This window comes from Burkholderia orbicola (assembly GCF_900100915.1).
In the GTDB taxonomy this organism is placed as follows: Bacteria; Pseudomonadota; Gammaproteobacteria; order Burkholderiales; family Burkholderiaceae; genus Burkholderia; species Burkholderia orbicola.
On the sequence record NZ_FNKW01000001.1, the window covers coordinates 1,838,881 to 1,852,535 of the forward strand.

The 13,655-nt window shown below is 64.4% G+C and carries 11 protein-coding genes and 1 tRNA gene; 4 read left to right on the plus strand and 8 right to left on the minus strand.

The features are described from left to right. Positions 1-14 precede the first annotated feature (14 nt). On the minus strand, positions 15-830 hold the full coding sequence (locus BLS50_RS08760; protein ID WP_074801969.1) for an alpha/beta fold hydrolase: 816 nt from the start codon (positions 828-830) through the stop codon (positions 15-17). 81 nt (positions 831-911) lie between these two features. On the opposite strand from BLS50_RS08760, the gene BLS50_RS08765 reads away from it, so the two are divergent. Further along, a complete protein-coding gene (locus tag BLS50_RS08765; protein ID WP_074801972.1) occupies positions 912-1,526 on the plus strand; it encodes a CGNR zinc finger domain-containing protein in 615 nt (204 codons plus the stop codon). 36 nt (positions 1,527-1,562) lie between these two features. Here BLS50_RS08765 and BLS50_RS08770 read toward each other — a convergent pair whose 3' ends face one another. The 3 genes from BLS50_RS08770 to BLS50_RS08775 all read right to left on the minus strand — a co-directional run bounded on the left by BLS50_RS08770 (position 1,563) and on the right by BLS50_RS08775 (position 4,889). Continuing rightward, on the minus strand, positions 1,563-2,609 hold the full coding sequence (locus BLS50_RS08770; RefSeq protein ID WP_074801975.1) for a DUF3592 domain-containing protein: 1,047 nt from the start codon (positions 2,607-2,609) through the stop codon (positions 1,563-1,565). A gap of 213 nt (positions 2,610-2,822) precedes the next feature. Next, positions 2,823-3,773: a helix-turn-helix transcriptional regulator gene (locus tag BLS50_RS35245; protein WP_143028331.1), complete on the minus strand. Its 951-nt coding sequence runs from the start codon at positions 3,771-3,773 to the stop codon at positions 2,823-2,825. Between the two features lie 1,040 nt (positions 3,774-4,813). After that, positions 4,814-4,889, minus strand: a tRNA-Lys gene (locus BLS50_RS08775). Positions 4,890-5,078: 189 nt separating this feature from the next. Between BLS50_RS08775 and BLS50_RS08780 the strand changes: the two genes are divergently transcribed. Continuing rightward, entirely contained in the window at positions 5,079-5,483 is a 405-nt protein-coding gene (locus BLS50_RS08780) for a PaaI family thioesterase (RefSeq protein WP_006477449.1), read from the plus strand. Positions 5,484-5,491: 8 nt separating this feature from the next. Beyond that, positions 5,492-6,358, plus strand: coding sequence for a patatin-like phospholipase family protein (locus BLS50_RS08785; RefSeq protein ID WP_074801980.1), 867 nt, complete (start codon positions 5,492-5,494; stop codon positions 6,356-6,358). Positions 6,359-6,404: 46 nt separating this feature from the next. On the opposite strand, the gene BLS50_RS08790 is transcribed toward BLS50_RS08785, so the two are convergent. Beyond that, the gene (locus BLS50_RS08790) at positions 6,405-7,418 is read right to left on the minus strand and encodes a D-2-hydroxyacid dehydrogenase family protein (protein WP_011546490.1); all 1,014 of its coding nucleotides are present in this window, start codon (positions 7,416-7,418) and stop codon (positions 6,405-6,407) included. Between the two features lie 428 nt (positions 7,419-7,846). Between BLS50_RS08790 and BLS50_RS08795 the strand changes: the two genes are divergently transcribed. Further along, on the plus strand, positions 7,847-8,896 hold the full coding sequence (locus tag BLS50_RS08795) for a LysR family transcriptional regulator (RefSeq protein WP_011546489.1): 1,050 nt from the start codon (positions 7,847-7,849) through the stop codon (positions 8,894-8,896). Positions 8,897-9,026: 130 nt separating this feature from the next. Here BLS50_RS08795 and BLS50_RS08800 read toward each other — a convergent pair whose 3' ends face one another. The 3 genes from BLS50_RS08800 to dprA form a co-directional block, all read right to left on the minus strand. Next, positions 9,027-11,624, minus strand: a complete 2,598-nt coding sequence (locus BLS50_RS08800) for a DNA topoisomerase III (RefSeq protein ID WP_074801983.1) — start codon at positions 11,622-11,624, stop codon at positions 9,027-9,029. Positions 11,625-11,817: 193 nt separating this feature from the next. Beyond that, positions 11,818-12,198, minus strand: coding sequence for a thioredoxin family protein (locus BLS50_RS08805; RefSeq protein ID WP_027809102.1), 381 nt, complete (start codon positions 12,196-12,198; stop codon positions 11,818-11,820). A 36-nt stretch (positions 12,199-12,234) separates the two neighbouring features. Further along, positions 12,235-13,548 carry a DNA-processing protein DprA gene (dprA, locus tag BLS50_RS08810; RefSeq protein ID WP_176934186.1) on the minus strand — a complete coding sequence of 438 codons (1,314 nt, stop codon included), beginning with the start codon at positions 13,546-13,548 and terminating at the stop codon, positions 12,235-12,237. Positions 13,549-13,655 lie beyond the last annotated feature (107 nt).

The window sequence follows — 13,655 nt, forward strand, 5'->3', positions numbered from 1 at the left end:
CGCTGGGGTGATGCTCAGCCCAGCGTGTATCCGTCGAGCACGGCGGCGACGATTGCTTCCGGCGCATCCTCCTGAACCAGATGGCCCGCGTGCGGGACCCGGATCAACTGGCTGTCCGCGATGCGATCGGCGAGCGCCTGCCCTTGTTCGAGCGGAATCCACACGTCGTCCTCGCCCCACACGATGCGCACCGGAAAGTCCGGCGGCGCGTAGCGGGCCTCTGCTTCCTCGATGTAGCGCTGGCGCATCTGCGCGATCTGGCGATAGAACGCGGCCTGGCCGGCCGGCGTGAGCCACGGCTCGCGGTAGATCGACAACACGTCGTCGCTCAACGGCCGTGCGACTGCCTGGCCGATATACGCCGACACGAGCGCATGGTGCGCATACGCGGGCAAGCCGGTGAACGCGGCTTCGTGCTGCGCGACGTGGCGCACGAACGGCGAGCCTTGTGGCGCGATCGCGACCGGGTTCACGAGCGTGAGATCCGCATACGCGATGCCGTCGAGAAAGTGCGCGCGCAGCACGGTTGCGCCGCCGTAGTCGTGCGCGAGCACGCGCGGCCGCGCCAGTTTCCATTCATTCAGCAGCGCGCCGAACAGCACGTTCTGGCGACCCAGCGACACGTCCGCATCCGGCATGTCGGACTCGCCGTAGCCGAGCAGGTCGTAGAAATACACGCGATGGCGTCGCGCGAGCCACGGCGCGATCCGGCGCCAGACCTGCGACGAAAACGGCGTGCCGTGCACGAGGACAAGCGGCGGGCCTTCGCCGAGCGTGCCCCATGCAATCCGGTGGCCTTCGAAATTGAAGCGGTTCGGGAGTTCGAGCATCGGCTTCTCCGTGATAACCTGTTTTCGTTGTTAACAGGTTACGCCGGATTCTCCGGATGTGAAACCGATAGGTGAAAATAAATGGTTACTCGATCCGACCCGGCGCGACCGGGGTACGAATGGCGTGCGGCCGATTTCATCGGCGGCCATCCGGCGCTCGACTTCCTCAATACGGTGGCCGACACGGGCAAGACGCGCGACGAGGAGAAGCTCGTCGACTGGCCGGCCGTGCGGGCGTGGGCCGGGAAAGCGGGATTGCCGGCGCCCGACGATCTGGCGCGGCTGCTGCGTCATCCGCGCCAGGACGGCCCGGATGAACTGGCGGCGCTGCGCCGCTTTCGCGACGACGCGTACGTCGCGATCGCGCATCTGACGGCCGAAGGCGGCGGTAGCGCGGGCGCGCGCGCGGCGGAGCGGCTCGCGGTGGCGATCCGCGACGCGATCGGGCGCAGCGCATTCGACGCGGTCGGCGGCCGCTTCGCATGGCGGCCCGATGCACGGGCCGCGTCGCGTTGGATCGATGCGGCCGCGCTCGGTTTCGAGCATCTGATGCGCAGCGACGATTTCGCGCGCGTGCGGCAGTGCGGCCGGTGTACGTGGTTCTTCGTCGATCGCGGCCGCGGCGTCGGGCGGCGGTGGTGCGACATGCGCACGTGCGGGAATCGCGCGAAGGTGGAGGCGTTCAGGGAGCGGTGATGCGCGCGTCGCGACGATTGCCGCGCCGCGCTTGCGTTATTGAGCGGCTTCGTGCGGCCGATGATCGGGCCATAACGTCGCGGCGACGAACAGCCCCGCTGCAAGGAATGGCGCACCGATCGCGAACAGGATGGCCGTGAGGCCCCAGCGATCCCAGAAGCGGTCGACGAGCGCGCGCTCGGGCGTGACGGGGTCGTACAGCACGTTGACCGCGTCGCCTTCGTGCAGCCCGGGGTGCGACGACGCCGAGCCCTGGGCGAACGTGATGAGTCGCCCGCTGTCGGTCGTGAACGCGACGACGGCCGAATACAGCGCCGTGCGCGACCGCGACGACCGCCCGTTTTTCGCGATCTCGACGACGTGGCCGGTCGAACGCGCATAGTGGTGGACGATTTGCCACTGACGCAGGCCGGCCGCGCCGGCGCCGGCGAGGAAGCCCGTGCCGATCGCGATCGGAATCAGCACGATCGCGACATCCCAGCGGCGCCGTACCGGCTTGCGTGCGACGCGGCGTGGTGCCGGGTCCGATTGCCGTCGGCGGTGCTCGCTGGCGATCAGCAGCCCGCCGATCGCGAACGACGCGACGGCGAGCAGCGCCGGCACGGCCACGGGAAACCAGCGTTGCGTGAAATCGTCGATCAGCGCGGGGCGCTCGGGATGATCGGGGTCGAGCAGGACGTCGACGTTTTCGCCGATGTCGTATGCGGGGACCGTCGATGCGGTATTGCCGGCGACTTCGCGGCGCTGGCCGTCGTTCGCGAGGTAGGCGACGATCGGCCGGTACGCGCGCATCGCATCGCTGTCCTGGACGATCCGCACGACCGTGCCCGGCGCGCGGACCAGGTGGCCGGGTTCCCGGCCGGCCGTGACGGCGAGTACGCCGGCCAGCACGAACAGGACGACACCGATCATCAGTGCGATCAGCGCGTCCTTACCCGGCATGACGCGATCCGGTTCGTGCGTCGCGCGGCGTCGGGGGTGCCCCGGTGAACGGCCCATCGCGACGGACGGGCCGATATTGACGCAACCATGCCCTCTGAATGGTCGCGTCTCGTTCACATGCTTCCATGTCTGACGTCCCATGTTCTCTCAGTGCCGGCGGGCAAACGACGATGCTTGGCGCCGGTCGTGTGATATTTGTCGGACGATTCTAGCGGAAACGATGGGCGGCAGGCGTGCGGTTGCGTACCGCCGCGAAGAGTGCGCGTCTCGAGTGCGCCGCGCCAAAACGGAAAAGGCCGGTCAGCTTTCGCTGACCGGCCTTGGTCTCGGGGTGGGTTCTCGCGCCGAATATCCTTATCGTATGTTTCGTAGTGAAATTGTCATCCACTCCAGATTGCGTTGGATTTTATTCATTTGTTCGAGAATAAATTCCTGGATCTCCTCTTCCGAGGAGTACTCGTCCAAGACGGACTCGTCAGGGTCCAAATTATAAACATCAGTCCCCCAAAGCACAAGACGCTGAAAAGCACATTCTCTTAATGTGCTAGAGAATATTTCTATTAAGTGACAGATTTCATTTTTTTTAACATCTAGAAAATTGAGGTTCTGTATTTCCAGAAATTCTCTCACCATGTCTTCGGTGATATTAAATTCCGTGGATGGTAGCCAGCCCCTTTTTTCTGCGAATCGCTTGATTTGCATAATTTTATCTTCAGTCGTGCTGCCTCCGGATTTGCTCTTTAGGCGACGCCACTGCCTCCCGGAATGGGCATCGTTTCCAGTTCCGAGCGAGAATGCCTTTTCGAAATCTCTATCTTTCCACGGTGATAGATCGACTTGTTTTCGCTGCGAATTGACGCTTTCTTCTATCTGATTTGTTAGGTAATGGGTTATGAATCGGCGAAAATCTTTCCCCATTTTTGCTTTTCCATGTTTGTTTTTTTGATCGGCGGGGAGTAGGTGTGATAAATCAAAATGATGTCCTGAAGCAACGTATTTCAATCTAAATTCTTCTGTGTGGAGATCATAGTCATTCTGAATTTTCATCCATTCGTGAAAGCTCCGGCCAGGGAGTGTTCTGCTCAATCTCAGGGCTATGCCAGCCGTGAGGGGGATTTTTTCGTCAAGCAGTAACGATAGTGCGGCAGGGGATGTGGCCAAATTCACGCATAGGGTTTCAAGAGCGATACCGTTGATTTGCTCTCTGAGCACAGCCCCAGGGTGTGGGGGCCAACTTTCGCGACCGACTTTGGCTGACGTAGGGGCGCCTTCTTCATCGATTCGATCTTGGTTTTGCGTTGTCATTGGCAGACCTTGGACAAATTTTACTTGAGGCTCAGTGAGATTTTGGGCGTGCGTGCTGCATGCGGCATTTATAGCATGGAGCCATCATTTTTAGATGGAGGTTTTTATGGGTTCCATGAGACGTACCGCGGTTCAGCAGCGTCAACTAGCCAATCAGTTGTGTTGTCAAGGATGCAGTGTTCCGTTGGTGTTTCGTCAAAACGCCTGCGTTTGTTGGCGAAGCTCATACCATTCTGAGGCGTGCAAATATTGTTGTCGCGGCGCTGGTGATACCCGTCTGTGCAACGCGGAGCTGAGCAGCAGGCGCGTGCATTATCGACTCCGCTATCGGAGGAACGTTGCGAATAAATGCTGGCTGCTGGGATTGTTGTCTGATTCTTATAATCTAGGAAATCTTGCGACTTGTCCGTCTGACTGCGTGTCACATGAAGACGTAGGTGGTTACTGGGGCGATTGCCGCGATAAACCGATCTATTTTGGGCGGGGTAAAATCGATCATGACTCGATTTTAAAAACTATTCGAACGATGGCTTTGTACGTAGTTTTCTTCGTGCTGGTTGCCTTCGTTCAGGCTTCGATCATGTGGTCGGGCGGCGGAACTCACTTCGGATGTTCTGTATCGGGGGCGCCATGCGCCGGGCATTTCCTGCTTAGATGGGGGCCGACTGAAGTGTCCGTTCCATTCTTCTGGGGAGAAGCGCGTAGCAGCTTTGCTGTTTGTGGTTCGAGCCCTGCAGAAATATAGATACTCCGAGAGAGCAGCGCGTATGCTTGCATGCGGAAAATCGCCGGTATCCTCCCTGCGCCTCGCAAGTAGTGGAACGCTAGCGCGTCAGAGCACGTAACGGCATGTGCTTCGTTGTAGAGGCCGTGGCGGGCGACGCGCGAGGTGTTTCAGAGCGCAAAGCAAGCTGACTCGAATGAAGTCGTGCTCAGCATTGCCGGAATGAGGGGGCGGCGAGCACGCGGTCAACATTTCATTGACAGCGATCAAAACGGAAAAGGCCGGTCAGCTTTCGCTGACCGGCCTTTGAAATTCCTGGTGGGGCGTGAGTGACTCGAACACTCGACCTACGGATTAAGAGTCCGCTGCTCTACCAACTGAGCTAACGCCCCCAACAGAAGAAAGATTATGCCGGGGTTTTCAGGGCATGGCAAGCCCTTTGTGCAAATTTCCTGAAAATATTTCGTCAAGACAACGAGGGCTGTCGGCGCGGTAACGAGCGATCGCAGTTCGCGCGCTCCCGGTATGATGACGCCACACGTGTTGCGCGGCGGTCGCGCAACGCTTTCTGGACATCGAAGATGGACGAAAACGCAGTCCGCGAATTGCTGGATCGCCTGCTGGCCCCGTGGGTCCGCTCGCTGGGTCTGGTCCCCGTGTCGATCGGCGATGACAGCGTCACGCTGCGCCTGCCGTTTTCCGGCGAGTTCCGTCATTCGGGCGGCATCATCTGCGGCCAGGTGTTCACGGCGGCCGCCGACACCGCGATGGTGGTCGCGATCTCGGCCGCGCTCGGCGAATTCCGGCCGATGACGACGGTGTCGCTGAACACCAACTTCATGCGTCCCGTGCGCAAGGGCGACGTGCTCGTCACCGCGCGCGTGCTGCGAATGGGCCGCAACCTCGTGTTCGGCGAAGTCGAGCTGTTCGACGAGGACGGCAAGATGGCCGTCCACGCGACGTCGACCTACGCGCTCGTCAGCTGAGCGGCGCGATGTTCGACCAGATCGTCTTTGCGGGCGGCGGCAATCGCTGCTGGTGGCAGGCCGGCTTCTGGGACGTCGCCCAGCCGGCCCTCGCCCTGCGCCCGCGCGTGATCACCGGCATCTCGGCCGGCGCGGCCACCGCCTGCATGCTGTATACGCGCGATGCCGCGTGGGTGATGCGCTATTACGAAGAGGCGCTGCGCCACAACCGGAAGAATGCCTACTGGGGCAACCTGTTCGGGCGCGAGCCGGTGTTTCCGCATTACCGGATCTATCGTCAGGCGCTGCTCGACATCTACGGCGAGCCGTTCGCGCAGCTCGCCGCGGCGCCGGAGATCCGCATCGGCGTGTCGCACGTGCCGCGCTGGCTCGGCGCGCGCAGCGCGGTCGCGGCCGGCCTCGTCGCATACAACATCGAGAAGTACGTGCGCAAGACGCTGCACCCGACGCTCGGGCGCACGCTCGGTTTTCGCCCCGAATTCGTGCGGGCGCAGGCCTGCACGCACGTCGACGAACTCGCCGACCTGATCCTGCAGTCGTCCTGCACGCCGCCGTTCACGCCGGTGCTGCGGCGTGGCGGCCGGCCGGTGCTCGACGGCGGGATGGTCGACAACGTGCCGGTCGATGCGCTCGATCCGTCGCCGGGCGACGTGCTGGTGCTGGTCACGCGACTGTATCCGCGTCCGCAGATGTTCACGGTCGCGCATGGCGACCAGCGGCGGCTGTACGTGCAGCCGTCGAGCAAGGTGCCGATTTCGAGCTGGGATTACACGAGCCCGTCGCAGATGCGGCATGCGTACGATCTCGGGCGGCGCGACGGTGAGCACTTCCTCACGCGGGTCGGCGCGATGATGGGCGGCCGCGTGGCCGCCTGACGAGCGGGAATGAAAGGGGGCCGCGCGACGCGCGCAGCCCGTGCGATCAGCGCTTGCGGATCGGCGTGAGCGCTTCCGGGTTGGCGACGCTCGACATGTCGCCGTCGTCAAACGCGAGAATGTTGCGGAATGCGGCACTGAAATACAGCTCGTAGCTTTCGCGCTCGACGTAGCCGATGTGCGGCGTGCAGATCACGTTTTCCATCCGCAGCAGGCTGTAGCCCTGCAGGATCGGCTCGCTTTCGAACACGTCGATCGCGACCATGCCCGGCCGGTTGTGCGACAGCGCGTTGACGAGCGCGTTTTCCTCGAGCAGCTCGGCGCGGCTCGTGTTGACGAGCAGCGACGTCGGCTTCATCCGCATCAGGTCTTCCTGCTTCACGATGCCGCGCGTGTCGTCGTGCAGGCGCAGGTGCAGCGACAGCACGTCGCTTTGCTCGAACAGCGCTTCGCGGCTCTCGGCGGCCGTGTAGCCGTCGGCGCGCGCGGCTTCGAGCGAATGCTCGCGGCCCCAGATCAGCACGTTCATCCCGAATGCCTTGCCGTAGCCGGCGACGAGCCGGCCGATCTTGCCATAGCCCCAGATGCCGAGCGTCTGGCCGCGCAGCACCTGGCCGAGGCCGAAGTTCGGCGGCAGCGCCGACGTCTTCAGGCCCGACTGCTGCCACGCACCCTGCTTCAGGTTGGCGACGTATTGCGGAATGCGGCGCTGGGCGGCCATCACGAGCGCCCAGGTCAGCTCCGCCGGCGCGACCGGCGAACCGGTGCCTTCGAGCACCGCGACGCCGCGGTCGGTACACGCGTCGAGATCGATATGGCTCGACACGCGGCCGGTCTGGCTGATCATGCGCAGGTTCGGCAGCTTGGCGAGCAACTGGGACGTAATCGGGGTCCGTTCACGAATCAGCACGAGCGCCTCGACTTCCGCCAGACGGCTGGCGAGCTGTCCGAGGCCGCGCACCGTATTGTTGAAGACCTTTACGTCGTGGCCGGCGAGCATCTCGAAGCAGTTCAGCTTGCGGACGGCGTCCTGGTAGTCGTCGAGGATGGCAATTTTCATGGTGAACGGGTGTCGCGCGTTGAAAGCGGGGCCGTGGCGGCGGCGCGCCTTGCGCACCCGTCCCGCCCGGCCGGGGCCGACATGATGCTACGTCGGCCGCCTCCATGGTGTCTTTTTAACAGGTTGTTACGCTCCGCCGCAATCGGCGCCAGCCACACCTGGCGCTACTCCCGCGCGGTGCGGCGGGGTGCGCTGTTGTGTCGCATCAAATATGTCCTTCCTGATTCAGCCACTTACTCGACGAGGTTCACCCAATTGTTGCTCTCAGCAGAATAATTGGATCAACTATCCGCAGAAGCCGAGGATTTTTGACTATTTTTATCGTCAACCGGCCCCTTGTTGAGCAACTCTGCATCATTTCCGCTGTCGTAGGAGAATTACGCATTTGCTTCATCTTTTTGAAGTTGTAACAGCGGCAGGAGTCGTTTATGGATCATTTGCAGTCGATGCGCGTGTTCGTCAAGGTTGCAGATCTCGGCAGTTTCGCGCGGGCCGCGAGCGCAATGGATATCTCCAACGCGGTCGCGACGCGCCACGTCGCCGATCTGGAAGGCCGGCTCGGCACGCGTTTGCTTAACCGCACCACGCGCAGCCTCTCCCTGACGGAGTCGGGTCAGGTCTATCTGGAGCGTGCCCGCCAGATCCTCGACGAGCTCGAGGACGTCGAGCAGATGGTCGTCGCACGCAATCACGAGCCGGTCGGCACGCTGCGCATCGTCGCGCCGGTGGTGTTCGGCCTGCACAACCTCGCCCCCGTGCTGCAGTCGTACACGGAGAATTTCCCGAAGGTGGTGCCCGATCTCACGCTGGTCGACCGGCAGGTCGATCTGGTCGAGGAAGGTTTCGACGTCGGCATCGTCGTCACGCGCCAGATGCGTAGCGCGAGCATCGTCACGCGGCGCCTGACCACCGGTTGCATGACCGTGTGCGCGACGCCGAGCTATCTGGAGAAGCACGGCGTGCCGACGCATCCGGAACAGCTCGCCGAGCATCCGGCGCTGAGCCTGCCGACCGAATACTGGGGCGACGAGCGCGTGTTCACGGGGCCGGACGGCGAAGTGCGCGTGCGCCCGACCAACGTGATCGTCGCGAACAACACCGCGATGCTGCGCCAGTTCGCGTTGCTCGGGATGGGCGTCGCGATCCTGCCGAGCTACCTGATCGGCAGCGACATCGCGCGCGGCGCGCTCGTGCGGCTGCTGCCGGATTTCCGGCTGCCACAGGTCGAGATCAACATCGCCTATCCGAGCCGGCGCCATCTGCCGGCGAAGGTGCGCACGTTCATCGACCATCTCGTCGAGCATTTCAGCCACTCGACCGACGCGATGATGGGCGAACAGTGGGCCGCGCAGAGCGCGACGCTGCCGCCGATCGGCGTCGAGATGCGCGCCGAGCAGCCCGAATCGACCGATCCGAACCTGCAGCCGCGTCTGGCGCGCTCGCCGCGCACGCGCGCAGCGGTGCCGTCGCCGCTGTAACGGCGCAGCGGCCCGGGCCGGCAGCGCTACAGCCGGCACAAAGAAAAAACGCGGATCGATCGATCCGCGTTTTTTTATGGCTGCATGCCGGAGCCGGGCGCGCCGCAAGCGGCGCCCGGCGGCCGGGCCGTCACGAACCCGTCTTGCGCGCCGTGGTCTTGCGGGCGGCGGTCTTGCGGGCCGGTGCCGGTTTCTCTTCGGCGCCTTCCGTCACGGTTTCGGCATTCTTCGTCGCCGATTTGGCCGTCTTCTTCGCGGCGGCGGCTTTCGGTTCCTTCTTCTCGAACTCGAAACCGATCTTGCCGTCCGGCTGCTTCACGAGGAACGCCTTGAAGTTGCGGCCGGTACGCGACGACTTGAAGTTCGGCAGCAGATCCGTGCGGCCGTCGGCGAGCAGCTTGCCCATCTGCTCGCGCGTGATTTCCTGCTGCAGGATCACCTTGCCCGAGCGGAAGTCGCAGGTCTTCGGGTTCGCCACCGAGTGTTCGCACACGTAGCTCATCCCGTGCTCGAACACGCGGCCCTTGCACTTCGGGCACGCGCCGACCGGCTCCTGCGCGGAGAAGTCGGGCGCTTCGCCTTCCTCGCCGCCCTGGTCCTGGCCGAAATCGAACTCGAGCTTGTAGTTCTTCGTCTCGTCGTCGAAGGACAGCTTGAGGATCGCCGAGAACGGGCGGCCCATCTTGCTGCGGAACCCGGACAGCGGCCCGATTTCCTTCTTCTGCAGCAGTTCCTCGACTTCCGGGATCTCGAACTGCCGGCTGCCCGGGATCTTCGAGATCGAGAAGTCGCACTTCGTGCACGCGAAGCGGCGGTAGTTTTCCTTTACCTGGCCGCCGCAATTCGGGCACGGTGTCTGGAGCGTCGCGTAATCGCCGGGGATCGTGTCGGAATCGTATTCCTTCGCGCGCTTGACGATCTGCTGCGTCATGCGGGCGATTTCCTGCATGAACGCGTCGCGGCCGAGATTGCCGCGCTCCATCTGCGACAGCTTGTATTCCCATTCGCCGGTGAGCTCGGGCGCCGTGAGTTCCTTCACGCCGAGGCCGCGCAGCAGCGTCATCAGCTGGAATGCCTTCGCGGTCGGGATCAGTTCGCGACCTTCGCGCAGCAGGTACTTTTCGCCAAGCAGGCCTTCGATGATCGCCGCACGCGTGGCCGGCGTGCCGAGGCCCTTCGCGGCCATCGCCTCGCGCAGCTCGTCGTCCTCGACCAGCTTGCCCGCGCCTTCCATCGCGGACAGCAGCGTCGCTTCCGAGTAGCGTGCGGGCGGCTTGGTCACGAGCGCGACGGCGGCGATCTCGTCGGTCTTCACCTTCTCGTCCTTCTGCACCGGCACGAGGTTCGCGTCCGCGCCTTCGGCGTCGCGGCCGTACACCTGCAGCCAGCCCGGCTCGACCAGCACCTTGCCTTCGGTCTTGAAGTGATGGCCGGCGACTTCGGTGATCCGGGTCGTGACGCGGAATTCGGCCGCCGGGAAGAACACGGCGAGGAAGCGCTTCACGACCAGGTCGTACAGCTTCTGCTCGGGCTCGGACAGCGCCTTCGGCGCCTGGAGCGTCGGGATGATTGCAAAGTGGTCGCTGATCTTCGAGTTGTCGAAGATCCGCTTGTTCGGCTTCACCCAGCCCTTGTCGAGCACCTGCTTCGCGTGCGGCAGGTAGTTGTTGCTCTCCTTGAGCATCTCGAGCGTGGATTGCACGGTCGACAGGTAGTCTTCCGGCAGCGCGCGCGCGTCGGTACGCGGGTACGTCAGCACCTTGTGCTTTTCATACAGCGCCTGCGCGAGACCGAGCGTGTTCTTCGCGGAGAAGCCGAAACGGCCGTTCGCTTCGCGCTGCAGGCTCGTCAGGTCGAACAGCAGCGGCGACAGTTGCGTCGACGGCTTCGATTCCTCGGACACCGTGCCGATCTGGTCGCGGCAGGCGGCGACGATCGTCTCGGCGGCCGGCAGGCTCCACAGGCGGGAGTCGCGCTTTTCCGGATCGAATTCGTCGCGCTTGAATTTCGGGTCGTACCACTTCCCTTCGTAGAAGCCGCTCGCGCACGCGAATTCGGCCTTCACTTCCCAGTAGTCGCGCGGGATGAAGCGGCGGATTTTCTCTTCACGTTCGACGACGATCGACAACGTTGGCGTCTGAACCCGGCCGACGGTGGTCAGGAAGAAGCCGCCGCCCTTGCTGTTGAACGCGGTCATCGCGCGGGTGCCGTTGATCCCGACGAGCCAGTCGGCTTCCGAGCGGCAGCGTGCGGCGTCGGCGAGCGGCTGCATGTCCGTGTCGCTGCGCAGGTTCGCGAAACCGTCGCGAATCGCCTGCGGCGTCATCGATTGCAGCCACAGGCGCTGGACCGGCTGCTTCGCCTTCGCGTGCTGCGCGATCAGACGGAAAATCAGCTCGCCCTCGCGCCCCGCGTCACATGCGTTGATCAGGCGGTCGACGTCCTTGCGCTTCATCAGCTTCGTGAGCACCTTGAGGCGCGACTCGCTTTTTGCGATCGGGTTCAGGTCGAAATGCGGGGGAATGACGGGCAGATGCGCGAAGCTCCATTTCCCGCGCTTGACCTCGTACTCCTCCGGGGCGGCGATTTCCAGCAGGTGGCCGACAGCGGACGAAAGGACGAAATCGTCGCTCTCGTAATACTCGTCATGCTTGGTAAAGCCGCCCAAAGCGCGTGCGATGTCGTTCGCGACAGAAGGCTTTTCCGCAATGATCAGTGCTTTGGACATGACAGGTGTGTGTTGGTAGACCGGGTTCGCCGGTTGTGGGTCCCTTTTACGACCGCTTTATAGCACACGCCGCAGCGACGGCGGCTCGGCGTGTAAAAAGCGGCTCATCATAGAGGGGGGCTGCAATGGCGGCAAGCGCCCGGCGCGGCGGGCCGCGCCAACCTGCGCAAAACCGCCGGGCGGGCCCGCGAATTCAGGCTTCGACGTTCAGGATGTCGCGCAATTTCGGTGCGTGCGGCGCACCGGGCACCGCACTCAGGTCGGACAGCATGCGTTCGACGATCGCCGCGTGCGGCAGCACCGTGCCGAAGAAGCGGGCGGTGTGGACATCCTCGATCAGGATGGTCGGGAAATTCTCGACGTCGAGATCGTCGAGGCGGTCGGCATGGGTTTCGATGTCGATCCAGGCGAAGCAGGCGTCCGGATGCGCATCGGCGAGCTGGTCGAAGGCGCTCCGGTAGTCGCGGCACGTGCCGCACCATTCGGCGCACAGGCAGGCGACCAGCAACGTGCCGGGATCGGCGAGGCGCTCGGCGATCCGATCTGCATCGGTGTCGAGATTCAGCGCGGGCATGGAATTCCTTGGGTAGCGTCGGCGGTCGGGCCGCCCCTATGCCGGGGAATGTAGCACGCCCCGCGCAGAGGGGGTGGGCGCGGCGTCAAGCCGCGCGAACCGTCCGCCGGCGACGCTCGCGACGCGGCCAGCCAGTTCCAGCGCGAGCAGCGCGCCATGCAGCACGTCGTCGGACAGGCCGCTGTGCTCGGCCAGCCATTCGTACGTCACGGGGCCGTATCCCAGCGCGGCGAGCACCGCCTGTTCCGACGGGGTGCCTGGTGGCGCGGCTTCGATGGAGGCCGGCGCGGTGGTCGCGGCAGGGCGACCCGCTTGCGCGATGCAGGCAGCTTCGGGTTCGCGGATCTCGTCGGCATTCGGGCCCTGATTACCGGCTCGCATTGCGCCGCTCGTTGCGCGCGCCGCCGGTTCGCCCAGCCCGTATTCCTCGAGCACGTCGAGCGGCGCCGCGGTGAGCTTCGCGCCGTCGCGGATCAGCGCGTGGCAGCCCTGCGCGAGCGGGGCGTGGATCGAACCGGGCATCGCGAACACGTCGCGCCCCAATTCGTTCGCGAGCCGCGCGGTGATCAGCGACCCCGAGCGCGGGGCTGCCTCGACGACGAGCGCGCCGATCGCGAGCGCGGCGATCAGCCGGTTGCGCTGCGGGAAATGCGCGGCGCGGGCCGGCGTGCCGAGCGGCCATTCCGACACGATCGCGCCGTGTGCGGCGATCTCGTGCGCGAGCGCGCGGTGTCGCGCCGGGTAGACGAGATCGGCGCCCGTCGCGATCACCGCGACGGTGCCCGAGCGGCCGTCGAGCCCGCCACGATGCGCGGCGCCGTCGATGCCGAGTGCGAGGCCCGAGACGATCGTGAGGCCCGCGTCGGACAACACGTGGGCGAAATGCGTGGCGTCGGCGAGCCCCTGCGGCGTCGCATGGCGGCTGCCGACCACCGCGAGGCCGCGTGCGTGCAGCAGGTCGAGCTGCCCCTTTACATATAGCAGCGGCGGCGGATCGTGCAGATCGCGCAGCCGCGGCGGGTAGGCCGGATCGCTCAGTGTGACGAGCACGTTGCCCGGCCCGTCGAGCCACGCGAGCGCGGCGTCGGTGCGCGTATCGAGATCGTCGCGCTCGCTCGCGCGGACGGCCTGCGCGGCGGCGGGGCTGGCCACGGCGGCGATTGCCTCGTCGGGCGCGCGCAGCAGCGCTTCCGGCGAGCCGAAAGCCGCGAGCAGCACCTGCAGCCCGGCGGGCGAGAGACCGGGCGCATGCGCGAGCTGCAGCCAGGCGCGCAGCGCGGCGGGCGTCAGCGCTTGCGGGGACATGAGGCGGCCCTCGAATGCGGCGGCCAGCGGAGCGCGTGGCGCCATGATAAAATTTTCATCATCCGAAATACTCGACAGGGCCGTGCGCGCAGGCACGCGGCCGATTGCAGGAGGCGCGATCCGCGGCATTGATATGCCACGCATCCGCCTCA

Excerpts from the sequence above, each read along its gene's own strand:
- BLS50_RS08760 (WP_074801969.1), bottom strand. The coding sequence starts at position 830 with ATGCTCGAACTCCCGAACCGCTTCAATTTCGAAGGCCACCGGATTGCA.
- BLS50_RS08765 (WP_074801972.1), top strand. The coding sequence starts at position 912 with ATGGTTACTCGATCCGACCCGGCGCGACCGGGGTACGAATGGCGTGCG.
- BLS50_RS08770 (WP_074801975.1), bottom strand. The coding sequence starts at position 2,609 with ATGGGACGTCAGACATGGAAGCATGTGAACGAGACGCGACCATTCAGA.
- BLS50_RS35245 (WP_143028331.1), bottom strand. The coding sequence starts at position 3,773 with ATGACAACGCAAAACCAAGATCGAATCGATGAAGAAGGCGCCCCTACG.
- BLS50_RS08780 (WP_006477449.1), top strand. The coding sequence starts at position 5,079 with ATGGACGAAAACGCAGTCCGCGAATTGCTGGATCGCCTGCTGGCCCCG.
- BLS50_RS08785 (WP_074801980.1), top strand. The coding sequence starts at position 5,492 with ATGTTCGACCAGATCGTCTTTGCGGGCGGCGGCAATCGCTGCTGGTGG.
- BLS50_RS08790 (WP_011546490.1), bottom strand. The coding sequence starts at position 7,418 with ATGAAAATTGCCATCCTCGACGACTACCAGGACGCCGTCCGCAAGCTG.
- BLS50_RS08795 (WP_011546489.1), top strand. The coding sequence starts at position 7,847 with ATGGATCATTTGCAGTCGATGCGCGTGTTCGTCAAGGTTGCAGATCTC.
- BLS50_RS08800 (WP_074801983.1), bottom strand. The coding sequence starts at position 11,624 with ATGTCCAAAGCACTGATCATTGCGGAAAAGCCTTCTGTCGCGAACGAC.
- BLS50_RS08805 (WP_027809102.1), bottom strand. The coding sequence starts at position 12,198 with ATGCCCGCGCTGAATCTCGACACCGATGCAGATCGGATCGCCGAGCGC.
- dprA (WP_176934186.1), bottom strand. The coding sequence starts at position 13,548 with ATGGCGCCACGCGCTCCGCTGGCCGCCGCATTCGAGGGCCGCCTCATG.